The sequence below is a fragment of the Stenotrophomonas koreensis genome (assembly GCF_001431525.1).
Lineage (GTDB): Bacteria > Pseudomonadota > Gammaproteobacteria > Xanthomonadales > Xanthomonadaceae > Stenotrophomonas > Stenotrophomonas koreensis.
Window position 1 is genome coordinate 63,298 of the sequence record NZ_LDJH01000027.1, and the last position, 23,074, is coordinate 86,371.

Below are 23,074 nucleotides of genomic sequence, written 5' to 3' on the forward strand. Positions count from 1 at the left end.
GCAAGGAAACTGATCGATGGCCGAAATCCTGGTGCTCTATTACAGCCGCGGCGGATCGGTCGCCAACCTGGCCCGTCAGATTGCCCGCGGCATTGCCGAAGTCCCCGGCTGCAGCGCCCGGTTGCGCAGCGTGCCGCCGGTAGCCGCGGTGACCAGCGTGGCCGCACCACCGGTACCGGATTCCGGCGCACCGTATGTCAGCGAGGAAGACCTGTTGCAGTGCGATGGTCTGGTGCTGGGCAGCCCGACCCGTTTTGGCAACATGGCCGCACCGATGAAGTACTGGCTGGACGGCCTGGGCGCGCAGTGGGCCAGCGGGGTGCTGGTCGGCAAACCGGCCGCGGTGTTCACCTCCAGTGCCTCGATGCATGGCGGCCAGGAATCCACGCTGTTGAGCATGCAGCTGCCCTTGCTGCATCACGGCTGCCTGATTGTCGGCATCCCGTTTACCGAAACCGCACTGAGCCACACCCGCAGTGGCGGCACTCCGTATGGCGCCAGCCATGTTGCCGGTGCCGGCGATGACCCACAGCCCAGCGATGAGGAAATCATTCTCGCCCGCTGCCTGGGCCGGCGCGTGGCCGATATCGCCAGCCGGCTGGCACGATGACATCCGCACGCCCCTGGCTGCTGATCGCTGCCCTGGCGCTGCAGGGCAGCCTGTATCTGGCCTGGTTGACCCAGGGCCGCTTTGTGCTGGCCACGCTGCTGGTGTTTGTCGCCCCGCCACTGCTGCTGGCGCTCAGTGCCCTGGGCCGCTGGCGCCACGCCCGTTACCTGAGCTCGGTGGCGGCGCTGGGCTGGTTCAGCCATGGCGTGATGCGCGCCTGGACCGACCGCCCCGACAACGCGGCGGCATGGGCTGCCCTGCTGCTGGCGCTGCTGATCATCGCCCTGGCCAGTGGCCGTAGTGCACGCGCACGCCTGGCCAGCCGCCGCAAGCCCACGGCCCACTGAACCGCCGGCCTGCCCGGCCGGCAGCAGGAATGATTGCAACGGCAACCAAGTCGCACGGGCGCTTATCATGTGCACCTTGGCTGCGCGCGGTTGCGCGGCGCGATGGCTCTACCCAGGAACTGCAATGGACGAACTGCTCATCGTCACCACCGGTGGCACGATCGACAAGATCTACTTCGACGACAAGTCCGACTACCAGATCGGCGACCCGCAGATCGGCATGATCCTGCGCGAACTCGGCGTCACCTTCCGCTTCAACGTGATCCCGATCCTGCGCAAGGACTCGCTGCACATCACCGACGAGGATCGTGAACTGATCCGCGCCACCGTCGCCGCCCAGCCGACCCGGCATGTGCTGGTCACCCATGGCACCGACTCGATGGTGGCCACCGGCAAGGTGCTGCAGACCATTCCGGGCAAGACCATCGTGATGACCGGCGCACTGAGCCCGGCGCGCTTCCGTGGTTCGGATGCCGAGTTCAACATCGGCTGCGCCATCGGCGCGGTGCAGTCCCTGCCCGAAGGGGTCTACATCGCGATGAACGGCCGCATCTGGGACCCGGCCAAGGTCCGCAAGAACGTGGCCGAAAACCGTTTCGAAGCGCTGTAAGCCCCAACTCCATACCCGTCCACCGCTGATGCACGGCATCGGTGGTGGGCGCACTCAGCCCGCGCCCATCCTGGTACCGGGCAGGCGCGGCCCCGGGCCGACCTCCATCGGCCCGTCGACCTCGACGTAGGCCACACCGGGCTGTCCCGCAAGCCACTGCACGAAAGCGGCCTGCTGGCCGCTGGCCAGCCCCTGTACGCGGACAACCTCCCCCCGACAGCCAGCGGCCGCAGCCAGCACAGGCGTACCCCGGGCCACGGGCTGCTGCCGGCAATCAGCCTGTCCAGCTGCTGCTGGCGCTGCAGTGGCGCGGCATCGTCGGCCAACCCTTCCAGACGGATCATCAGCTGCAACGGCCGGGACTGGAAATGTCCTGACGGCGGCGGGGCGACATCACAGCCGGCCACCTCAGCGCCAAGTGCCATGTAAAGCAACCATGTCTGCATGTCCTGATCCTCGCTGCATGGTATTGCCACCTTGCTACAAGGTGCGCCGGGTTGCCTGCCCCGGCCACCAAATGCACTGCCCCCGGCACGGGCCGGGGGCAGTGGATGGAACCGTGGAGCAAGGATCAGAAGGTGATCGACCAGCTGTTGATGTAACCGGTGTCACCACCGGCGCGGTCATGCACGCGCAGGCGCCAGTTGCCATTCTTCGGCTCGTTGGACAGGTTCAGGTTGAAGGTCCCCTGGACATTGTCGGTGCTGGTGCCGGTGTAGTTGTGGATGTTGTACAGCGTGCCGCTGGGACCGACCACATCCACCTTCAGGTCGCCCTTGTAGGTGTGGCGGATGTCCACCACCACCGGGGTCGAAGCCAGCGCATTGCCCGAGCGGCCGGACACGGCGATGGCACTTTCCACCGTGGTCTTGTCGCGGATGGTCACGTCGGTGCCGTTGGTATAGGTCTGGCTGCTGCCACCGCCGCCACCACCGGTCTGCCAGCTGGCCCGCAGGCTGACGCCGGAGAAGGCCGAGTAGCCGCGCAGCATCACGTGGTAGGTGCCGGCCACCGGCGAGGCGATGGTGCAGGTCTCGTTGTTGCCGCTCAGGTACGGACGGCAGTCGTAGCTGGAGGTGGTCGGCTGGCTGCCGGCACGCACGTACAGGTCCGCATCACCGGTGCCGCCGGAGCTGGCGATGACCAGGTTGCTGGCACCGGCCGGCACGCTGACCGTCCAGTACGTCGTCGAGCTGGCTGCACCAGACACGCCGGTGACCGGCACGCCGTTCTGCAGGCCGCCCGGGGTCGGGTCCGGATCCGGGGTCGGAGTGGTGCCACCGGCAGCGGCCTGCACCGCGGCATGGGCATTGATGATGCCCGGGCCGATCGGCTGCGACGGGGTCGACGGGAACGGGGTGGCGGTGTTCTTGATGATGGTTTCGATCTGTGCGGGGGTCAGCGGCGAGGGGGCGGCCGCCTGCATCAGCGCGACCACGCCAGCCACATGCGGGGCTGCCATCGAGGTGCCGTTGTAGCTTGCATACGAGGCCGAACCCGGACCCTGGGTGCCCGCGTTGAGGGTGGAGTAGATGCTCGAGCCGGGCGCGGCGATGTCGATGCCGGCGCCGTAGTTGGAGAAGCTGGACCGGGCACCGGTATTGGTGATCGAACCCACGGCAATGACGTTGGCGCAGTTGGCCGGGGTGAAACCGGAGACGTTGGCGTTGCTGTTGCCGGCCGCGATGACCACCGTGGTGCCGCGTGACACCGCGCCATTGATGGCGTTCTGCATCGTGGTGCCACAGCTGCCCGAGCCACCCAGCGACAGGTTGATCACTTCGGCCGGGTTGGCATTGGCCGGCACGCCGGAAACCGTGCCACCCGAGGCCCAGATGACGGCGTCGGCGATATCGGAGGTGGAACCACCGCAACGGCCCAGCACGCGGGCATGGACCAGCTTGGCTTCCGGTGCGGTACCGGCGCCACCGGTGCTGTTGTTGGTCAGCGCAGCGGCCGTGCCGGCCACGTGCGTGCCATGCCAGGACGAATTCGACGCCGGGCTGCCGGTACCGCACTGGCCGGCAGTGTTCCAGTCACCCGGATCGCTGGCATCGGCATCACGGCCGCCGCCATCGTTGGCCGTGGTGGTGTTGGTGATGAAGTCGTAGCCGGCCAGGGTGTTGGCGTTCAGATCCGGGTGGCTGGTGCTGCCGGTGTCAATCACACTGATCACGGTGCCGGCACCGCGCGACAGATCCCATGCCTGGGTCGCCTTGATGCCGTAGGTACCGACAAAGCCCCACTGCGAGCTCAGGCTCGGGTCGTTCGGGGTCCAGGCCGGGTGCAGGATCTGGTCGACCTCGACATATTCCACCGCCGGATCGGCAGCGATGGCACGCATCAGCTGCTCGGCCTCGGCCCGGTCCAGCGCACGGTTCGCGCGCACCAGGGTCGGCCCCACCGCCAGTTCACGCACCCGGGTCAAGCCAACGGCGCGGCCATTGCGTACCGGCATGCCCTTGACCGCAGCGGCCAGCGAGCGGCTCAGTACGCTGCTGCGGGCAGCGCTGGTGGTTACCTCGGCGTCGCGGTATTTGACGATGAATGCCTGGTGGGTCTCGGCGCTCTGCAGGCCGGACAGATTGACCTGGGCAGCAAAACCGGGGGTAGCCAGCAGCAGAGAAGTCAGAACAGTGGCGCCGAAGATGGTCAGTGCCCGGCGGTGCGTAACGTGTGTCATCGCAATTCCCTGTAATTCGCAGAAAGTGCCTGTCGGCACGGAATGACCACCGGGACGCCGGCGGCAGCGCTGGGCCGCTCCCCTTCTGCTGCCCGGAGGACGACGCTAGCTGCAACCTGAATGAAACACAATAGCAACCAACCGAAAACACTGGACAAAAGGACCGAAAGGTGATCTACGGCACAGAATCAACCGCATCGCGATCACATTCGCGCTACCAACACCCCTGCACACAAACAAAAACGCCGCCGGCAGCGAGCCGGCGGCGTTGTGTTCACGGGTAATGGGCGCCGGCTTTCAGCCCAGACGCACCAGCCAGCCATGACGGTCCGGCAGGCGGCCGTACTGGATGTCGGTCAGTTCCTTGCGCAACGACATGGTCACCTCACCGGCCGGCGCGTTGATATCGCCAACCGAGAAGCCCTCGCCCTTGAGCTGGCCGATCGGGGTCACCACCGCCGCGGTGCCGCAGGCGAACACTTCGGTGATCTGGCCCGAGGACACCCCATCCTTCCATTCATCGATGGAGACCTGGCGCTCTTCCACGTTCATGCCGCGGTCGCGCGCCAGCTGCAGGATCGATTCACGGGTGATGCCTTCCAGAATCGAGCCCGACAGCGCCGGGGTGACCAGGGTATTGGTCTTGCCGTAGACCAGGAACACGTTCATGCCACCGAGTTCTTCCAGGTAACGGCCTTCCACCGGGTCCAGGAACAGCACCTGCGAGCAGCCCTGCTCCTGGGCCTTCTGCTGCGGCAACAGCGAAGCGGCATAGTTGCCACCACACTTGGCCGCGCCGGTGCCGCCCTTGGCCGCACGCGCGTAATCGGTGGACAGCCAGATCGCCACCGGGGCCACACCCTTGGCGAAGTACGGGCCGGCCGGGCTGGCAATCACGTAGTAGCTGGCCTTCTGTGCACCACGCACACCGAGGAAGGGCTCATCACCAATCATGAAGGGACGGAAATACAGGCTGGCCTCATCCTGGTCCGGCACCCAAGCCGCATCGACGGCAATCATCTGCCTGAGCGACTCGACGAACAGATCCACCGGCAGCTGCGGCAGCACCAGACGCGCGGCCGAACGCTGCAGTCGTGCGCCGTTGGCCTCGGGGCGGAAGGTCCAGACCGAGCCATCGGCGTGCCGGTAGGCCTTGATGCCCTCGAAGATTTCCTGGCCGTAGTGCAGCACCGCGGCGGCCGGATCCAGGCTGATCGGCCCGTACGGCATGACCTGCGCGTCATGCCAGCCGGTGTCCTTGTCCCAGCGGATGGCGACCATGTGGTCGGTGAAGTGGACGCCGAAGCCCGGCTTTTCCAGGATCGCCGCACGCTGCTGGGCAGTACGCGGCGAGGGATTGACGGTGACGGCAAAGCTCAACGAAGACTCAGACACGATGGTTTCCTGTCAGTAGCGGTGGGACTTGGCGTTGCCGACAGCCGGTAACGCAACAGATCGCCCATCAATTACACCACGCCGGCTCAGAGCATGCCCGTTTCCAGGCGCGCCTCGTCACTCATCATGTGCCGGCCCCAGGGCGGATCGAAGACCAGTTCGACATCGGCCTCGCTCACCGTCGGGATCATTTCGACCTTGGAGCGCACGTCATCGACCAGCACCTCGCCCATGCCACAGCCGGGGGCGGTCAGGGTCATCTTGACCTCGACCTTGCGCCGGCCATCATCGCCATGCTCGATCTGGGCACTGTAGACCAGCCCCAGTTCGACGATGTTGACCGGGATTTCCGGGTCAAAACAGGTCCGCAGCTGTTGCCAGACCAAGCGCTCCACATCCTCGTCACTGGCATCGTCGGGCAGCTCCAGCGGCGCCGGCGCCTCCTTGCCAATGGCATCGCCATCCTTGCCGGCGATGCGGAACAGGTTGCCTTCGACAAACACGGTGTAACTGCCACCCAGGGCCTGGGTGATATAGCCGTAACTACCCGCCGGCAGGGTGACGGTATCACCCTGCGGGACCATCACCGCCTGGCAATCACGTTCGAAATGGATCGGTTCGCTGCTACGGGAATACATGGGCTGAATGCAGACTACGCAGGAACAGTCCTGCAACGGTCCTATTTTATCCGACTCGCCCACGCTGCGCTGAAGGCCAGTTATGCTGTGGTTCTTTCATGGATCGTGGCATGCCCGCACAGCGCTCTCCCCGTACCCGACACTGGCTGTGGCCGGCAATGCTGTTGCTCGGCGGCAGCGTGATGACGCTGGCATGGGTCGTACTGGCACTGGGCAATGACCGCCAGGCGAGCTGGATGGCCGTCCTCACCGCCATCCAGCTGAGCTGGATGCTGCAGCTGGGTACGCTGCCGCGCGGGCGCCTGCGCATCATCGTTACCCTGGCCAGCGTGGTGGCGGCCTGCCTGCTGGCCAACTGGGGCATCATCGCCGGCCGTATCGGCATGATGATGGGGCTGGACCTGTTCGCCTCGGCATCGCGGCTTGGCCTGCACCTGGCCTGGACCTATGCCCGCCTGTTCAACGACATCGGCGATGTCTGCTGGATCCTCGCCGCCCTGGTCACCGGCTGGTGGCTGGCACGCCCACGCTGAGGCCGGGGCCGCCAGACAAAGACGCCGGCCCAGGGCCGGCGTCCTTGTCTGCGCCCGAACCACTCAATGCACGGTCGGGGCCTGCACCGGCGGCTTGACCACCGGATCGCCTGCGGCTGCGGCCACGCCTGGATCCAGCCGGTCGATCACCCCCTGCATGGCACTGTCAAACGCGCCGTCGCTGGCATGGGCGCGCAACCGGCCCAGTTGCACCATCACCGCCAGCTCCTCGGGCGAAGCCACACAGAAACGTACACCGCGGCGGTTCACGAACAGCAGCCGGCCGGAGATCGGACTGACCCACGACAACTTTCCGGCCTGCACCTTGCCGTCCTTGTCGATGAAATCCAGCCAGGTGCCAACGGCCATCTGGCGGAAACGGTCGGCATCGGCATGGTTGAAATTCTCGCTGGCCGCCGCTTGCTGCAGGTCTTCGGCCGGCGCATCAGCAGCAGGCACGCTGGGCAGGACGACCTGCGGCAGCTCGGGTAGTTCACGCTCATCTTGCGGACGGCGTTCGGCTACCGCCTGCAGGGTGTCATGCAGGGCATCGATGGCGGCGCTGGCCGCATCATCGTGCAGGCCGATGCTGGCAAAGACCCTGCGCAGGCCTGGCTGCTGCGCCTGCAGCCAGGGCTTGCCGACAATATTGCGGCGTGCCTCGGCCAGCTCCTCAATCAAGGCATCGCCCAGCTGCAGCGCCTCGCTGGCCGCCTGCTGCGCTTCCTCTCCCTCGCGCAGCAGGCACAGGGCCAGGTGGTGCTGCCAGGGCGAGGACAGGAAATCGGCAATGGCCTTGGGCAGCTGCGGGTCATTGTCCAGGTGTCGGGCCACTTCGGCCGCCGCACGCCGCCGCGCCTGCTCCAGTCGCTCCTGGCCACGCTGGGTCTCGGCCGCGCGGCGTTCGGCAATCTCGACCTTGCGCCGGTGCTGGGCAAGGAAATCACGGAATTCCTCTTCCAGGGTCAGGAAGATCGCCAGGTTCTCGTTGAACTCGGCCACCAGCCGCTCGGTGATTTCCTCGACCTTGGCCATCAACACGCGCTCGGCCGGGGTCTGCCCGGTATTGCCCTCGCAGGCTTCGGCCAGCGAATTGAGCAGACGACGCGCCGGATGGGTCTTCTGCACGAACATCCGGCGGTCCAGCAGGGCCACCTTGACGAACGGCACGATCAGACGGCCGATCAGCTCACGCGAGCGTCCGGCCAGGTCACGCTCGTCGAGCATCACATCAAACAGCATCCCGACCAGGTCAATCGCATCCTCGTCAGCCGCTTCCAGGCGTGCGCTACCAGGCGCCATGCCCAGCTGGCCAGCCGAATGCAGCACCTCGCTCTTGAGCCGTTGCGCCAGCGATTCGCCATGCTCGCCAATGGCCGCACTGAGGGTTGCACTGGGCGTGCTCTGCAGCAGCGAAAGCACATTCATCATTTCCCGCGGATTCAATGCCCGCCCACCCTGGGCGGCAGCCTCCGGCTCCGGGCCACGCCGTTGCGCCAGCAGCTCATTCAATGCCTCCAACAGCGCCCCCGGGCCGGACAACGCCTCGTCCGCCGCGTGGCCTGCGCGGCCGGCACCGGTCGCCGCCTCCATGCGCCCGGTACTCTGCGCCCAGCGATCCAGGAAACGCTGCGCCCAGGCCGGTGCGTACTGGCCATCGGCATCGTAGGCCTGCGCCTGCTCGGCCTGCTGCATCATTGCCGCGGCCGGCGCCGGGGGCGGCGCAGCGGCGGCACGCCGCAACGGCGCGACCTGGGGCAGCACACCGGCGTTGGCCAGGCTGGCATCCAGGGATTCATACAATTTGGTGATGGCCGGGGTCAGCTCGCGCTCGCACAGCTTGATCACCACCAGGCGTGCCTCGGCCGTCAGCTCGACACCCGCAAACGCCTGGTGGATCGCCACCCCGACGTGCTCCGGACCAACCGGATTGGTATCGGCATCCAGCAGCAGGCCACCGGCGATCCAGCCGACGCGGCGGTCGATCCGCGCCAGCTGCTGCTTGCAGTCGCGCAGCAGCACGATGGCAAAGTTGCGCACGGCCAGGCGCGATTCGAGTACATGCTCGGGCACCAGGCTCAGCCCCCCTTCGGCGGCATCACCGGCCAGTACCCGCTCGGCCGACAACGGCGTCCCGGCCTCCAGGGCCTGCCAGGCCAGACGCAGGTGGGCAGTGAAGGCGGCAATGATGTCGTTGCGGCGCAGACGCAGCTCGCGCATCGCATCAAGAAACTGTGGCTGGGCGCTGCCGGCCCGCTCGGCACGGTCAAACAACGCGTCATCAAACCGGGTCAAGGCGACAGCGAAGGCCTGCTCCAAACCCGGCAAGACCTGTTCGCTGGCCATCGCAAGCAGGCGGCCATCGCGCTGCAGACGTTGAGAGGGGTTTTGCTCGAGGTTCATACGCGCAGGTTCCATGCCCAGCCGGCATTTTACAGAGGCAACTACAAGACCGGTGTCGGTCCGCATTTTTCCCAGCACATCGTAAGAGTTGCCTGCTGGATACTCCGTGACTCAACTCTCAGTTTTACGCCGCAGCTGACGCTGCGCGTCACACATGGGACAGCTTGGTCACCCCGCGACAGTGGATCCAGACCACTGGCACTGCCGGCGCGTTCATGGTGCCAGCCATCTTGAGCGACAACCGCCAGCCTATACTGCCTGCCTGTCCGCAAGCCCCACTTTGTGCATGTCCGCTGATTCACCGCTGGCCGCCCTGCTCGGCCGCCACTCAACCCCGTCGCGCCAGCTGGGCCTGCCTGCTCCGGATGCGGGCCAGTTGCAGGCCATGCTCACGGCCGCGGTCCGCGTGCCCGACCACGGCAAGCTGGTGCCCTTCCGGCTGCTGCGGATCGAAGGCGATGCCCGTCTGGCGCTGGGTGCCCTCCTGGCCGCACGCAGCGCGCAGCGCAACCCCGGCAACCAGGCGCTGATCGACAAGGACCGCGAGCGCTTCAGCCATGCGCCGTTGATCATCACCGTGATTGCCTGCCCGCAGGCGCACGCCAAGGTGCCGCAGTGGGAGCAGTTGCTGACCGCCGGCTGCGTGTGCATGAACCTGCTGCATGCCGCTCATGCCCTGGGCTTTGGCGCGCAATGGCTGACCGCCTGGATGGCCGAGGACCGCGCCGTGGCCCGCCACCTGGGGCTGGGCGAGGAAGAGCGCATCGTCGGCTTCATCCATATCGGCAGCGCGAAAATCGATACCCCCGATCGCGAACGCCCCGACCCGGCGGACCTGCTGACCGACTGGACCGCACCGGCACCATGAAATCCCCGCTGTACCTGGTCGATGCCAGCATCTATGTGTTCCGCGCCTGGCATTCGCTGCCACCGGAGATGACCGACACCGGCGGCTGGCCGGTGCACGCGGTGCATGGCTTTGCCCGCTTCCTGCTGGAACTGCTCGAGCGCGAACGCCCGCAGCACATCGCCATCGCCTTCGACGAGGCGCTGGATGGCTGCTTCCGCCACCGCCTGTACCCGGCCTACAAGGCCAACCGCGAACCGGCACCGGAGGAGCTGCGCCGCCAGTTCGCCCACTGCAAGGCGCTGTGCGCCGCACTCGGCCTGCCGGTGCTGGCCCACCCGGAGTACGAGGCTGATGACCTGATCGGCAGCGCGCTGCACATTGGCCGCGCCGCCGGCCTGCGCGGGCTGGTGATCTCCGCCGACAAGGACCTGTCGCAGCTGCTGGTCGATGCCGACGAGCAGTGGGACATGCCGCGCCAGCAGCGCTGGGGCGTGGACCAGGTCAAGGCCCGCTACGGCGTGCATGCCCACCAGATTGCCGATTACCTGGCGCTGTGCGGCGACGCGGTGGACAACATTCCCGGCATTCCCGGCATCGGCGCCAAGTCGGCGGCGGTGCTGCTGGCCCATTTCGGCAGCCTGGACGCACTGCTGGCGCGCATCGATGAAGTGCCCTTTCTGCGCCTGCGTGGCGCCGCAGCCATCGCCGCCCGCCTGCGCGAACAACGCGCCCAGGCCCTGCTGTTCCGCCAGCTGACCACGGTGGCCTGCGATGCCCTGGCGCCACCATTGGCCGGGCTGCAGCGCAGCCAGCCCGATGGCCAGATGCTCGACGGCCTGGCGCGGGTACTGCGCATGGGCCCGATGACCCGGCGCCGGCTGTTTGCCGCCGCCGGCCTGCCTGCACCTGACTCCACTCCTGCCTGAGGATTGCCCATGGCACACAACACCGCGCCGCCCCGCACGGTCTACGAAGGCAAGTACCAGCGCATGGTGGTACGCGGCAGCTGGGAATACTCCGAGCGCACCCATGCCGGTGGCCTGGCCGCGATCATCATCGCCGTCACCCCGGCCGACGAGGTGCTGTTTGTCGAACAGTTCCGCGTGCCGCTGCAGGCCAAGTGCATCGAGATGCCGGCCGGCCTGGTCGGCGACATCGATGCCGGCGAATCGATCGAGGCCTCGGCGATCCGCGAACTGGAGGAAGAAACCGGCTGGACCGCCGAGCAGGCCGAGGTACTGATGATCGGGCCGACCTCGGCCGGGGCCAGCAACGAGAAGATCGCCTTCGTCCGCGCCACCGGCCTGCGCAAGGTCGGCGAAGGCGGCGGCGACGAGAGCGAGGACATCATTGTCCACCACGTGCCCCGGACCCGCGCCGCGGCCTGGCTGGTGGAGAAGATGGGCCAGGGCTACCAGCTCGATGCCAAGCTCTGGGCCGGGCTGTGGATGATCGAGCACGAACTGGACGGTACCCCGCGTGGCTGACGGCAGCATCCTCTCCGCAGCGGCCTGCGCGCCGCTGCTCGGCACGGACGACCCGGCTCCGTTCACCATCCACCACCGCGCTGGCCGCTCCGCGTTTGTACTGGTGGCCGACCATGCCGGACAGGCCATTCCTGCCAGCCTGGGCGACCTTGGCCTGGCGGCCGGTGAGATCGACCGCCACATCGGCTGGGATATCGGCATTGCCGGCGTGCTGCGCGAGCTGTCGCCGCAGCTCGATGCCTGGGCGATCGAGCAGACCTATTCGCGGCTGGTGATCGACTGCAACCGCCCGCTCGCCTCGCCGACGCTGATGCCGGCGCTCAGCGACGGCACCGTGATCGCCGCCAATGCCGATCTGGACGATGACCAGCGCCAGGCCCGGATCGACGCGATCCACGTGCCCTATCACGCCGCGATTGCCGCCGAGCTGGACCGCCGCGCCGCCTGCGGGCAGCCAGCGGTGCCGGTGCTGCTGCACAGCTTCACCCCGGTGATGAACGGCATTGCCCGGCCCTGGCACTGTGGCGTGCTCTACAACCGCGACGCCCGGCTGGCGATGCGCCTGCATGCTGCACTGCTGGCCGAGGGCGACCTGGTGGTCGGCGACAACCAGCCCTATGCGGTCAGCGATGACAGCGACTACGGCGCCAACGTGCATGCCGAAGGCCGCGGCCTGCCGTATGTGGAGATCGAGATCCGTCAGGACCTGATCAGTGATGCCGCCGGGCAAGCCGCCTGGGCGGCGCGGCTGGCACGACTGCTGCCGCCACTGCTGGACGGCCTGGACTGAGACGTCACATTGCCCATGAAAAGGGCGGCCCAAGGGCCGCCCTTTTCAGTGCCGGCAGGACACTGCCTGCGGGCCGGCCGATCATCCGGCGAAGCGGTCGGTCGCCTCCACCAGCGCGTGCACGTTCTCGGCCTCGAAGGCCGAGTGGCCGCTGGCCGGGTTGATCACCAGCTGCGCCTTCGGCCAGGCCTTGTGCAGGTCCCAGGCATTGGCGATCGGGCAGACCACGTCATAGCGGCCATGCACGATCACGCCGGGGATGTCGGCGATCCTGTGCGCGTCACGCAGCAGCTGGTCCTCGACCTGGAAGAAGCCACCATTGACGAAGTAGTGGTTCTCGATGCGCGCAAAGGCCAGCGCGAACTGCGGGTCTTCGTGGCTGTTGATGAAGTCCTCGTCCACATGCAGGTAGCTGGTCGCGCCTTCCCACACACTCCAGGCCTTGGCCGCAGCCAGGCGGGTCGCCTCGTCATCGCTGGTCAGGCGGCGATGGAAGGCGGAAATCAGGTCATGGCGTTCAACCGCCGGGATCGGCTTGAGATAGTGCTCCCAGGCATCGGGGAACAGGCGGCTGGCGCCTTCCTGGTAGAACCATTCCAGCTCCCAGCGGCGCAGCATGAAGATGCCGCGCAGCACCAGCTCGGTGACGCGCTGCGGGTGGGCCTGGGCATAGGCCAGGGCCAGGGTCGAGCCCCAGCTGCCGCCAAACACCTGCCAGGCATCCACGCCCAGGTGCGTGCGCAGCTTCTCGATATCGGCCACCAGGTCCCAGGTGGTGTTGTCCACCAGGTCCGCGTGCGGGGTCGAGCGGCCGGCACCGCGCTGGTCGAACAGGATGATGCGGTACCGGGCCGGGTCGTGGAAACGGCGCATCTTCAGCGTGCAGCCACCACCGGGGCCGCCGTGCAGCATCACCACCGGCTTCCCATTCGGGTTGCCGCACTGCTCGTAGTACAGGGTATGGCGGTCGTCGACCTGCAATGTGCCGACGTCAAACGGTTCGATTTCGGGGTACAGCGTGCGCATGGGACACCTGGCAATAGTCAGTGCCACCAGTCTAGCCGCAGGCTGGCGCTCAATCCCACAGCGAACGGCCGGGGCGGCGGCCCAGGCTGACACGGTCACGGCCTTCCAGGTCGACCACGGTCTGCACCTGCTCCAGCCCGGCCGCGTCCAGCAGCGCGCGCACTGCCGGCCCCTGGTCCCAGCCATGCTCCAGCAGCAGCCAGCCACCCGGCACCAGGTGATCGCACGCGCCGGCGGCAATGATCCGGATCGCCTCCAGCCCATCCTCTCCGGAGGCCAGTGCCGCTGGCGGCTCGAAGCGCAGGTCGCCCTGCTGCAGATGGGCATCATCGCTGCGGATGTACGGCGGGTTGGAGACGATCACATCGAAGCGGTCGCGCCCCAGCGCGCGGTACCAGCTGCCGCGGCGGAAGTGCACATTGTCGATGCCGTTGCGCTGGGCATTGCCCACCGCCACCGCCAGGGTCGGGCCAAGCAGGTCGGTGGCCAGCACCATCGCCTGCGGCCGCTCGGCGGCAATGGCCAGTGCCACCGCACCGGTGCCGGTGCCCATGTCGGCAATGCGCAGCGGACGGCCGTCATCAGGCAGCCGCAGCAGCGCCTGCTCGACCAGCAGCTCGGTCTCCGGGCGCGGGATCAGGGTGGCCGGGCTGACCGCCAGCTCCAGGTTCCAGAAGCCACGGCTGCCGGTCAGGTAGGCCACCGGCTCGCCTGCCGCACGCCGCACGACCAGCTCACCGAAGCGGCGCGCAGCGGCCGGATCAACCGGCTCACGGTCATGGCTGAACAGCCACACTGCTGGCTGGCCGAGCACATGCAGCAGCAACAACCGCGCCTCGGCCCGGCCTTCGGGGGTGGGCAGATGATGACCGGCCCAGGCCAGCAGATCGGCGGCACAGGCAGCGGCGGGAAGTGGCACGGACATGGCAGGACACAGCAGTATTGAAGGCGCTGCAGCTTAACCCACCGCGCCGGCAGGCCAGCCATCAGACCCGGCCAGCCACGGCGATCGGCCAGCACGAGGGAGGCAGCAGCTTGAAGTTTGCCGCCACACACCCATATAGGCAGCTGCGTTTACGGAGGCATGTCGATAGGCAAGAACTATCGGTTTGATCTATTAAATTCATTTGATACATTAGGCCCAGCCTATTAATCTTCCTCCATCGCTTCACCCCTCCCTGCAACTGATAAGGAACTTTCATGTCCTCGTTGATCAATACCCAGGTCGCCCCGTTCAAGACCAACGCCTTCCACAACGGCCAGTTCATCGAAGTCTCCAACGAGACCATGAAGGGCAAGTGGTCGGTTGTGATCTTCATGCCGGCAGCCTTCACCTTCAACTGCCCGACCGAGATCGAAGACGCCGCTGACAACTACGCCGAGTTCCAGAAGGCCGGCGCCGAGGTCTACATCGTCACCACCGACACCCACTTCTCGCACAAGGTGTGGCACGAGACCTCGCCGGCCGTGGGCAAGGCCAAGTTCCCGCTGGTCGGCGACCCGACCCACCAGATGACCAACGCCTTCAACGTGCACATCGCTGAAGAAGGCCTCGCCCTGCGCGGCACCTTCGTGATCAACCCGGAAGGCGTGATCAAGACCATGGAAGTGCACTCCAACGAGATCGCCCGTGACGTCTCCGAGACCCTGCGCAAGCTGAAGGCTGCCCAGTTCACCGCCGCCAACCCGAACCAGGTGTGCCCGGCCAAGTGGAAGGAAGGCGCCCAGACCCTGACCCCGTCGCTGGACCTGGTCGGCAAGATCTAAGTGTCACAAACGAGTGGAGAGGAGTGAGGAGCCAGACAGGGCCTCACTTCCCTTCACCGCAACACTCCCACCCCGCCGCTACGGCGGGTGTGGGGGTGAACCGCAGCGTGTTGATGCCCGCCAGCAACACGCCCGCCAGCCCACAGTACGCTGCGGTTCACCCCTACCCTTTCCCGATGCGCTGCCCCGGCAGCTGCGTCCTCCCCCCGTTTTGCCTCGACGAAGGAGTGGCTCCGTGCTCGACGATACCCTCAAGACCCAGTTGCAACAGTACATGGGCCTGCTGCGCCAGCCGCTGCGCCTGATCGCCTCGCTCGATGACAGCGCCGCCAGCCAGGACATGCGCGGCCTGCTCGATGACATCGTTGCCGCCGGCAACGGCAGGATCACGCTGGATACCAACGGCAGCGATGCCCGCCGCCCGTCCTTCCTGGTCACCCGCGAGGGCCAGGACCATGGCGTGCGCTTTGCCGGCCTGCCGCTGGGCCACGAGTTCGAATCGCTGGTACTGACCCTGCTGTGGACCGGCGGTCACCCGCCGAAGGTCGAGCAGTCGGTGATCGACTCGATCAAGGCCATCGAGGGCGAGTACGACTTCGACGTCTACATGTCGCTGACCTGCCACAACTGCCCGGACGTGGTGCAGGCGCTGTCGCTGATGGCCATCGTCAACCCGTCCATCCGCACCACCGTGATCGAAGGCGGTGCGTTCCAGGCCGAGGTCGAGCAGCGCCAGGTGATGGCGGTGCCGATGGTGTTCCAGGGCGGGCAGATGTTCGACTCCGGCCGCATGAGCCTGGAGCAGATCGTGGCCAAGCTGGATACCGGTGCGGCCAAGCGTGAAGCGGCCAAGATCGCCGCCAAGTCCGCCTTCGACGTGCTGGTGGTCGGCGGCGGCCCGGCCGGTGCTGCCGCGGCGATCTACGCCGCGCGCAAGGGCATCCGTACCGGCGTGGCCGCCGAGCGTTTCGGTGGCCAGGTGCTGGACACCCTGGCCATCGAGAACTTCATCTCGGTACAGGAAACCGAAGGCCCGAAGCTGGCCATGGCACTGGAAGCGCACGTCAAGCAGTACGAGGTGGACGTGATGAACCTGCAGCGTGCCACCGAACTGGTACCGGCCGGCGATGACGGCCTGGTCGAGATCAAGCTGGAGAATGGCGCCTCGCTGAAGTCCAAGACCGTGATCCTGTCCACCGGCGCCCGCTGGCGGCAGATGAACGTGCCCGGCGAGGAGCAGTACCGCAACAAGGGCGTGGCCTACTGCCCGCACTGCGACGGCCCGCTGTTCAAGGGCAAGCGCGTGGCGGTGATCGGCGGCGGCAACTCCGGCGTGGAAGCAGCCATCGACCTGGCCGGCATCGTCGCCCATGTCACCCTGATCGAGTTCGGCACCGCGCTGCGCGCCGACCAGGTGCTGCAGGACAAGCTGCACAGCCTGGGCAATGTCACCGTGATCCTCAATGCGCAGACCACCGAGGTGCTCGGCGACGGCAGGCGGGTTACCGGCCTGACCTACAACGACCGCGACAGCGGCCAGGGCCACACCGTCGAGCTGGAAGGCATCTTCGTCCAGATCGGCCTGCTGCCCAACACCGAATGGCTCAAGGGCACGGTGGAGCTGAGCAACCGTGGCGAGATCGTCATCGACGAGCGCGGCCAGACCAATGTCCCGGGCGTGTTCGCTGCCGGCGACTGCACCACCGTGCCGTACAAGCAGATCGTGATTGCCGTCGGCGCTGGTGCCACCGCCTCGCTGGCTGCCTTTGACCACCTGATCCGCAGCTCGGCGCCGGCCAAGTAAGCCACCCCGCTGCTGCAGCCAACCGGAGGGCACCTGCCCTCCGGCCAGCCCAACCGAGACCTGCCGATGAACCTGCGCGACCTCAAATACCTGGTGGCCCTGGCCGACCACAAACATTTCGGTCGCGCGGCGGCGGCCTGTTTTGTCAGCCAGCCGACGCTGTCGACCCAGATCAAGAAACTGGAAGACGAGCTGGGGGTGTCGCTGGTGGAACGGGCACCGCGCAAGGTGATGCTGACCCCGGCCGGGCGCGAGGCGGCCGACCGCGCACGCGCGATCGTGGCCGAGGTCGAGCAGATGAAGGAGGCCGCGCGCCGTTCACGCGACCCGGAAGCCGGCACCGTGCGCCTGGGCATCTTCCCCACCCTGGGCCCCTACCTGCTGCCGCACGTGGTGCCACTGGTACGCCAGCGGTTTCCCAAGCTGGAACTGCTGCTGGTGGAGGAAAAAAGCGATGTCCTGCTGGCACGCCTGCGCGAAGGCAAGCTGGACGCGGTGATCCTGGCGCTGCCGCTGGCCGATGACCAGCTGCAGGCCGAGTTCCTGTTTGAAGAGCCTTTTGTACTCGCGGTTCCGGCAGGCCATCCCCTGGCCAGCAAGCAGTCGCTGCTGATGGATGACCTCTCCGACCAGCGCCTGCTGCTGCTGGAAGATGGGCATTGCCTGCGCGACCAGGCGCTCAATGTCTGCCGTCTGGTAGGGGCAAGCGAAAAAGGCGGCTTCCAGGCCACCAGCCTGGAGACCCTGCGCCAGATGGTCGCGGCCAATGTCGGCATCACCCTGTTGCCGATGCTCGCAGTGCAGCCGCCCATGGTCCTGCCGGGCAATGTGCAGCTGCTCAATTTCCAGGACAGCCATCCACCGAGCCGCCGGATCGGCCTGGTCTGGCGCCGCTCTTCGGCGATGAGTGGTTTTCTGCAACAGATGGCCGAACTGTTCCGCAACGTGCCGCCTGCCTTGTTCCAGCTCGCGCCGGAAACGACCCGGGCGGTGAGCGAAACTCAGCCGGCCGTCACAGTTGCGCACTGACAATCGCCACACAGCCGGCCACTTCCGGCGAAATTTCCGACGCGATTGACCCAGCCATTGCACCACCCACGCGCAACAGCGATCATCACCCCATGCCAACCTCTGCGTTGGCACTGAAAAACCCAAACAGGCGGCGCTGGAATAGTGCCGCCTGTTCTGCGTTTCCCGTTTGTACTATTTGAAGGAGCACCTCATGCCGACCAACAGTGGCCTGCCGCCGTCGATCATCGTTTCCAGCCACGACCTGGCACGCCTGGATGCCATGCTCGAGTCCCCCGTCCATGCCCGCAATCCGGCCGCGGTCACCCTTGGCGATGAACTGAACCGGGCCCAGATCGTGGCACCGGACCAGGTGCCGGCCGGCACCGTCACCATGCACGCCACCGTGCAGTGCGAGGACGAACTGACCGGTGATGTGCACACCCTGACCCTGGTCTACCCGCACGAGGCCAATGTCGACCTCGGCCGCGTCTCGGTGCTGGCCCCGGTCGGTACCGCCCTGCTCGGCCTGACCATCGGCCAGAGCATCGACTGGACCGCCCCGGGCGGCCGCAAGCTGCGCCTGCGCGTACGCCAGGTCGATACCCCCAGCCTGGCCGGCCTGTAATCGCCGCCGCATGCCATTGCCGCATGGACACGCTGCGGCAATGGTCGGCATCACCACCTGCCTGAACCCATGCGCCTGAAGATCAGCCACGTCATGTTGTTGATGACGGCCGTGCTTGGCGGCACCGTCTGGCTGACCCGTCGTCCCGAGGGCCTGCCCGCTGCGGGTGCGGGGCCGCTGCACGCTGCCGGTTGCCCGCTGCCGCCGCACCACGTCCGCAGTCCACTGCCACTGCAGACCGAGGCGCCGCCGGGGTTGACGCTGGCCCATGCGCAGGGTCGGATCAACGCCCTGGCCGGTTTCAGCCTGGAAGCCCGGGTGCTGGGCCGCAAACGCTACAGCCAGGGCGAGGAAGCACGCTATTCCCCGCTGGACCTGGCCCTGGGCTGGGGGCCGATGCGCGAGACGGCGGTGCTGCAGCAGCTGGACATTTCCCAGTCCGGGCGCTGGTACCACTACCGCTGGAACGGGCAGCCGCCGCTGCCACCGGCGCAGATCCGCGACCACAGCGCCAACATGCACATGATCCCGGGCAACGAGCAGATTGCCCGGGCGCTGCTGGCGATCCAGCCAGACCAGCACATCCGGTTGCAGGGCTGGCTGGTCCAGGTCGAAGGCGCCAATGGCTGGCGCTGGCGCAGCTCACTGCGCCGCGACGACAGCGGTGCCGGTGCCTGCGAGCTGGTCTATGTCTGTGGCGTGGAAGTGCTTTAAGCCCTGCACACGCTTCAAAACACCCCCAGCACCAGGCCGGCACCCAGGGTGGCACCCCATTCATGTGCCTGCGCCTGCTGCTGCGCGCTGAGCTGCTTGGGCGCGAGGATGGCCTGCATGCTCTGGGCCCGGGTACACAGGCGCAGCGGCGCACAGACCTGGCGCCAGCGCAGCCCGGTGGCCACCCGCCCCAGTTGCTGCACGGTCGGCTCGCCATCGCTGCCGGCAACCACCACCAACCCGAGCGGCAGGCCCGGGCACTGATCCAGCAGCGGGTAATAGCTGCGGTCCAGGAAATCCTTCATCAGCCCGCTGATCGAGCCAAGTGTCTCCGGGGTGGCCAGCACCAGCGCATCGCAGGCCAGCACATCGGCCGCACCGGCATCGCGCGCCGGCACGGCGCGGACCTGCAGGCCATCGCCGCCCTGTTCACGGGCGCCGGCGCACAGCGCATCGACCGCGGCGGCGGTGGCCCCGGTCAGGCTGTGCCAGACCACCAGCAGGCAGCGCGGCGCCGGTTCAGCCATCGACATCCAGCCCGAGCGGGCAGCTCACCCCGGTGCCGCCCAGCCCGCAGTAACCGCCCGGGTTCTTGGCCAGGTACTGCTGGTGGTAGTCCTCGGCGTAGTAGAACGGCGGCGCCGGATGGACGATCTCGGTGGTGATCGGCCCGTAACCGGCCGCGTCCAGCTGTTGCTGGTAGGCCGCCGCACTGGACCGGGCAGCGGCGAACTGTTCCGGGCTGTGGCAGTAGATCGCCGAGCGGTAGCAGGTGCCCACATCGTTGCCCTGGCGCATGCCCTGGGTTGGGTCATGGCTTTCCCAGAAGGTGGCCAGCACCGTAGCCAGGCTGACCCGGGCCGGGTCGAACACCACCCGCACCACCTCGGTGTGCCCGGTCAGGCCGGTGCAGCTTTCCTCGTAGGTCGGGTTCGGGGTGTAGCCGCCCTGGTAGCCGACCGCGGTAGTGACCACCCCCGGCAACTGCCAGAACCGGCGCTCGGCGCCCCAGAAGCATCCCAGGCCAAGGTCGATGGTCTGCATCCCCGGGAACTGGCCGCGCAGTGGCTGGCCGTTGACGAAGTGCACGTTGTGCAGTGGCAGCGGCTCGGCGCGGCCGGGAAGCGCATCTTCCGGCGCCGGCAGGCGCTGCTTGAAGGCACCGATACCGCGGATCAACGAAGCAAGCGGGAGCATGGAAAAACCTCGACAACAAGCGGATGGCCCAGTCTACGCGCGCACGCGCGGCTTGAACGCCGGCCGCCCCCCAGCCGATGCCGGACAGGCCGAAAGCGCGCCTTCGCGCTATGCTAGCCGGTCAGATTTTCAGCCTGCAGCGACCATGTCCGAGAACACCGCCCCCAACGCCGGCACCGCGCCGGAAGCCACTCCGGTCGAAAAACGCGACTTCATCCGCCAGATCGTCCGCGAGGACCTGGCCAGCGGCAAGCACACCGCGATCAAGACCCGTTTCCCGCCCGAGCCCAACGGCTACCTGCACATCGGCCATGCCAAGTCGATCTGCCTGAATTTCGGCATTGCCGGCGAGTTCTCCGGCGTGTGCAACCTGCGCTTTGACGACACCAACCCGGCCCGCGAGGACCCCGAGTACGTGGCGGCGATCCAGGACGACGTGCGCTGGCTGGGCTTTGAATGGAACGAGCTGCGCCACGCTTCGGACTATTTCGACGCCTATTACCTGGGCGCGCAGAAGCTGATCCGCGACGGCAAGGCCTATGTCTGCGACCTGTCGGCCGAGGAAGTGCGTGCCTACCGCGGCTCGCTGACCGAACCGGGCCGCGAGTCTCCGTACCGCAACCGCAGCGTCGAGGAGAACCTGGACCTGTTCGCGCGCATGCGCGCCGGTGAGTTCGCCGACGGCAGCCGCACCCTGCGCGCCAAGATCGACATGGCCAGCGGCAACATCAACCTGCGCGACCCGGCGATCTACCGGATCAAGCACGTCGAGCACCAGAACACCGGCAATGCCTGGCCGATCTACCCGATGTACGACTACGCCCACGCCCTGGGCGATGCGCTGGAAGGCATCACCCACTCGCTGTGCACGCTGGAGTTCGAAGACCACCGCCCGCTGTATGACTGGTGCGTGGACAACGTCGACTTTGCCAACAGCCCGGAGCTGACCCAGCCGCTGGTGGACAAGGGCCTGCCGCGCGAGGCGGCCAAGCCCCGTCAGATCGAGTTCTCGCGCCTGAACATCAACTACACGGTGATGAGCAAGCGCAAGCTGATGGCGCTGGTCACCGAAAACCTGGTCGACGGCTGGGATGACCCGCGCATGCCGACCCTGCAGGGCCTGCGCCGGCGCGGCTACAGCCCGGCGGCGATGCGCCTGTTCGCCGAGCGCGTGGGTATCTCCAAGCAGAACTCGCTGATCGACTTCTCGGTGCTGGAAGGCGCGCTGCGCGAGGACCTGGACAGCGCCGCTGCCCGCCGCATGGCCGTGGTCGAGCCACTGAAGTTCGTGCTGACCAACCTGGCCGAAGGCCATGAGGAATCGCTGAGCTTCGCCAACCATCCGAAGGATGAGTCCTTCGGCAGCCGCCAGGTGCCGTTCGGCCGCGAGCTGTGGATCGAGCGCGAGGACTTTGCCGAAGTCCCGCCCAAGGGCTGGAAGCGGCTGGTGCCTGGCGGCGAGATCCGCCTGCGCGGTGCCGGCATCGCCCGCGTCGACGAGGTGATCAAGGATGACGCCGGCAATGTGGTCGAACTGCGTGGCTGGCTGGACCCGGAATCGCGCCCGGGCATGGAGGGCGCCAACCGCAAGGTCAAGGGCACCATCCACTGGGTCAGCGCACAGCACGCGGTGGCAGCGGAAATCCGCCTGTACGACCGTCTGTTCTCGGTGGAAAACCCGGACGACGAAGCCGACGGCAAGACCTACCGCGACTACCTGAACCCGGAATCGCGCAAGGTCGTCACCGGCTATGTAGAGCCGGCCGCTGCCAGCGCCGCGCCGGAAACCTCGTTCCAGTTCGAGCGCACCGGCTACTTTGTCGCCGACCGTTACGATCACCGTGCCGACAGGCCGGTGTTCAACCGCAGCGTGACCCTGCGCGACATCTGGGCCAGCAAGTAAGGCCGGCGGCAATCCGGCCGGGGCTCCGATGACCGGCCATGGACCACCCCAGGTCCATGGCCGTTTTCGCTACCGCGCTGGCAATGACAAGGAGCAAGCATGTTGCAGGCACAGGTCCATCTCACCCTGCCGGTATGGATCCACGAGGCGGTGGACCTGACGGCTACCTATCCCGGCGACGAGGCCAAGGTGGCCCTGGCCATCGCACTGTCACGCCACAACGTGGACCACGCCAGCGGCGGGCCGTTTGGCGCGGTGCTGTTTGATGCCAACGACCGGGTGATTGCCGCCGGGGTCAACCGCGTGGTGCCGCAGGCGACCTCGCTGGCCCATGCCGAGAACATGGCCTACATGCTGGCCCAGCAGAAGCTGCAGAGCCCGCGGATCAATGCGGTACTGCCCGGGCCAATTACCCTGGCCACCTCCTCACAACCCTGCTGCCAGTGCTTTGGTGCCACCGTCTGGGCCGGCATCGACCAACTGCTGATCGGCGCCCGCGCCAGTGACGTGGAGTCACTGACCTGCTTTGACGAAGGCCCGCTGCCGGAAAACTGGATCGCCGCGCTGGAACAGCGCGGCATCCAGGTCCGCTGCGACATCCTGCGCGAACAGGCCTGCAGCGTGCTGGCCGCCTATGGCCAGGCCAACGGCGCCCATTACTGACCCTCCGGGCCCAGGCCC

Annotated in this window: 23 protein-coding genes and 1 pseudogene; 15 read left to right on the top strand and 9 right to left on the bottom strand. The window is 67.1% G+C overall.

Going from position 1 to position 23,074, the window contains the following annotated elements; translation table 11 throughout:
• The first annotated feature begins 16 nt into the window (after positions 1 to 16).
• From wrbA to ABB25_RS12780, 3 genes are all read left to right on the top strand, one after another.
• The gene (gene wrbA, locus ABB25_RS12770; RefSeq protein WP_057667387.1) at positions 17 to 610 is read left to right on the top strand and encodes an NAD(P)H:quinone oxidoreductase; all 594 of its coding nucleotides are present in this window, start codon (positions 17 to 19) and stop codon (positions 608 to 610) included.
• Positions 607 to 957, top strand: coding sequence for a DUF2069 domain-containing protein (locus ABB25_RS12775; RefSeq protein WP_057667389.1), 351 nt, complete (start codon positions 607 to 609; stop codon positions 955 to 957). The genes wrbA and ABB25_RS12775 overlap by 4 nt, the downstream gene beginning before the upstream one ends.
• A 124-nt stretch (positions 958 to 1,081) precedes the next feature.
• The gene (locus tag ABB25_RS12780; protein ID WP_057667391.1) at positions 1,082 to 1,567 is read left to right on the top strand and encodes an asparaginase domain-containing protein; all 486 of its coding nucleotides are present in this window, start codon (positions 1,082 to 1,084) and stop codon (positions 1,565 to 1,567) included.
• 571 nt (positions 1,568 to 2,138) lie between these two features.
• Here ABB25_RS12780 and ABB25_RS14940 read toward each other — a convergent pair.
• From ABB25_RS14940 to sufT, 4 genes and pseudogenes are all read right to left on the bottom strand, one after another.
• Complete coding sequence (locus ABB25_RS14940; protein WP_244477823.1) at positions 2,139 to 2,453, bottom strand: proprotein convertase P-domain-containing protein; 315 nt, start codon at positions 2,451 to 2,453, stop codon at positions 2,139 to 2,141.
• A 54-nt stretch (positions 2,454 to 2,507) separates the two neighbouring features.
• Positions 2,508 to 4,250, bottom strand: a pseudogene (locus ABB25_RS12790) (S8 family peptidase); the annotation flags it as partial.
• Positions 4,251 to 4,547: 297 nt separating this feature from the next.
• Positions 4,548 to 5,645 (bottom strand): branched-chain amino acid aminotransferase, encoded by a 1,098-nt coding sequence (locus ABB25_RS12795; RefSeq protein WP_057667398.1) that lies wholly within the window; start codon positions 5,643 to 5,645, stop codon positions 4,548 to 4,550.
• An 86-nt stretch (positions 5,646 to 5,731) separates the two neighbouring features.
• Entirely contained in the window at positions 5,732 to 6,283 is a 552-nt protein-coding gene (sufT, locus tag ABB25_RS12800) for a putative Fe-S cluster assembly protein SufT (protein ID WP_057667400.1), read from the bottom strand.
• Between the two features lie 110 nt (positions 6,284 to 6,393).
• Between sufT and ABB25_RS12805 the strand changes: the two genes are divergently transcribed.
• The gene (locus tag ABB25_RS12805; protein ID WP_152981219.1) at positions 6,394 to 6,816 is read left to right on the top strand and encodes a hypothetical protein; all 423 of its coding nucleotides are present in this window, start codon (positions 6,394 to 6,396) and stop codon (positions 6,814 to 6,816) included.
• Between the two features lie 63 nt (positions 6,817 to 6,879).
• Here the strand turns inward: ABB25_RS12805 and ABB25_RS12810 are convergent, their stop codons facing one another.
• Positions 6,880 to 9,219, bottom strand: coding sequence for a DUF1631 domain-containing protein (locus ABB25_RS12810; protein ID WP_057667404.1), 2,340 nt, complete (start codon positions 9,217 to 9,219; stop codon positions 6,880 to 6,882).
• Positions 9,220 to 9,505: 286 nt separating this feature from the next.
• On the opposite strand from ABB25_RS12810, the gene ABB25_RS14945 reads away from it, so the two are divergent.
• From ABB25_RS14945 to ABB25_RS12830, 4 genes are read left to right on the top strand one after another with little or no spacing between them, the layout of a single operon-like run.
• Positions 9,506 to 10,087, top strand: a complete 582-nt coding sequence (locus ABB25_RS14945) for a nitroreductase family protein (RefSeq protein ID WP_057667406.1) — start codon at positions 9,506 to 9,508, stop codon at positions 10,085 to 10,087.
• Complete coding sequence (locus ABB25_RS12820; RefSeq protein WP_057667408.1) at positions 10,084 to 10,995, top strand: 5'-3' exonuclease; 912 nt, start codon at positions 10,084 to 10,086, stop codon at positions 10,993 to 10,995. The genes ABB25_RS14945 and ABB25_RS12820 overlap by 4 nt, the downstream gene beginning before the upstream one ends.
• A 9-nt stretch (positions 10,996 to 11,004) precedes the next feature.
• Positions 11,005 to 11,556, top strand: a complete 552-nt coding sequence (locus tag ABB25_RS12825) for an NUDIX hydrolase (RefSeq protein ID WP_057667410.1) — start codon at positions 11,005 to 11,007, stop codon at positions 11,554 to 11,556.
• Positions 11,549 to 12,346 (top strand): N-formylglutamate amidohydrolase, encoded by a 798-nt coding sequence (locus tag ABB25_RS12830; protein WP_083488335.1) that lies wholly within the window; start codon positions 11,549 to 11,551, stop codon positions 12,344 to 12,346. The genes ABB25_RS12825 and ABB25_RS12830 overlap by 8 nt, the downstream gene beginning before the upstream one ends.
• A gap of 81 nt (positions 12,347 to 12,427) precedes the next feature.
• Here the strand turns inward: ABB25_RS12830 and pip are convergent, their stop codons facing one another.
• Together pip and prmC are read right to left on the bottom strand one after the other, a co-directional pair.
• Complete coding sequence (gene pip, locus ABB25_RS12835) at positions 12,428 to 13,372, bottom strand: prolyl aminopeptidase (RefSeq protein ID WP_057667411.1); 945 nt, start codon at positions 13,370 to 13,372, stop codon at positions 12,428 to 12,430.
• Between the two features lie 49 nt (positions 13,373 to 13,421).
• Complete coding sequence (gene prmC, locus ABB25_RS12840; RefSeq protein WP_057667413.1) at positions 13,422 to 14,297, bottom strand: peptide chain release factor N(5)-glutamine methyltransferase; 876 nt, start codon at positions 14,295 to 14,297, stop codon at positions 13,422 to 13,424.
• Positions 14,298 to 14,572: 275 nt separating this feature from the next.
• On the opposite strand from prmC, the gene ahpC reads away from it, so the two are divergent.
• From ahpC to ABB25_RS12865, 5 genes are all read left to right on the top strand, one after another.
• Entirely contained in the window at positions 14,573 to 15,139 is a 567-nt protein-coding gene (gene ahpC / locus ABB25_RS12845; RefSeq protein ID WP_057667415.1) for an alkyl hydroperoxide reductase subunit C, read from the top strand.
• A 235-nt stretch (positions 15,140 to 15,374) separates the two neighbouring features.
• Positions 15,375 to 16,943 (top strand): alkyl hydroperoxide reductase subunit F, encoded by a 1,569-nt coding sequence (gene ahpF, locus ABB25_RS12850; RefSeq protein WP_057667417.1) that lies wholly within the window; start codon positions 15,375 to 15,377, stop codon positions 16,941 to 16,943.
• A gap of 66 nt (positions 16,944 to 17,009) precedes the next feature.
• Complete coding sequence (gene oxyR / locus ABB25_RS12855) at positions 17,010 to 17,972, top strand: DNA-binding transcriptional regulator OxyR (RefSeq protein WP_057667420.1); 963 nt, start codon at positions 17,010 to 17,012, stop codon at positions 17,970 to 17,972.
• A gap of 193 nt (positions 17,973 to 18,165) precedes the next feature.
• Entirely contained in the window at positions 18,166 to 18,579 is a 414-nt protein-coding gene (gene rnk / locus ABB25_RS12860) for a nucleoside diphosphate kinase regulator (protein ID WP_057667421.1), read from the top strand.
• Positions 18,580 to 18,648: 69 nt separating this feature from the next.
• Positions 18,649 to 19,293 (top strand): hypothetical protein, encoded by a 645-nt coding sequence (locus ABB25_RS12865; RefSeq protein ID WP_057667423.1) that lies wholly within the window; start codon positions 18,649 to 18,651, stop codon positions 19,291 to 19,293.
• Positions 19,294 to 19,307: 14 nt separating this feature from the next.
• Here ABB25_RS12865 and ABB25_RS12870 read toward each other — a convergent pair whose 3' ends face one another.
• Positions 19,308 to 19,820 carry a flavodoxin family protein gene (locus tag ABB25_RS12870; RefSeq protein WP_057667425.1) on the bottom strand — a complete coding sequence of 171 codons (513 nt, stop codon included), beginning with the start codon at positions 19,818 to 19,820 and terminating at the stop codon, positions 19,308 to 19,310.
• Positions 19,813 to 20,469: a peptide-methionine (S)-S-oxide reductase MsrA gene (msrA, locus tag ABB25_RS12875; RefSeq protein WP_057667451.1), complete on the bottom strand. Its 657-nt coding sequence runs from the start codon at positions 20,467 to 20,469 to the stop codon at positions 19,813 to 19,815. Before msrA ends, ABB25_RS12870 begins: the two co-directional genes overlap by 8 nt.
• A 166-nt stretch (positions 20,470 to 20,635) precedes the next feature.
• Here msrA and ABB25_RS12880 point away from each other — a divergent pair, with 166 nt between their 5' ends.
• Complete coding sequence (locus tag ABB25_RS12880; RefSeq protein WP_057667427.1) at positions 20,636 to 22,393, top strand: glutamine--tRNA ligase/YqeY domain fusion protein; 1,758 nt, start codon at positions 20,636 to 20,638, stop codon at positions 22,391 to 22,393.
• A gap of 99 nt (positions 22,394 to 22,492) precedes the next feature.
• Positions 22,493 to 23,056: a nucleoside deaminase gene (locus ABB25_RS12885; protein WP_057667429.1), complete on the top strand. Its 564-nt coding sequence runs from the start codon at positions 22,493 to 22,495 to the stop codon at positions 23,054 to 23,056.
• Positions 23,057 to 23,074 lie beyond the last annotated feature (18 nt).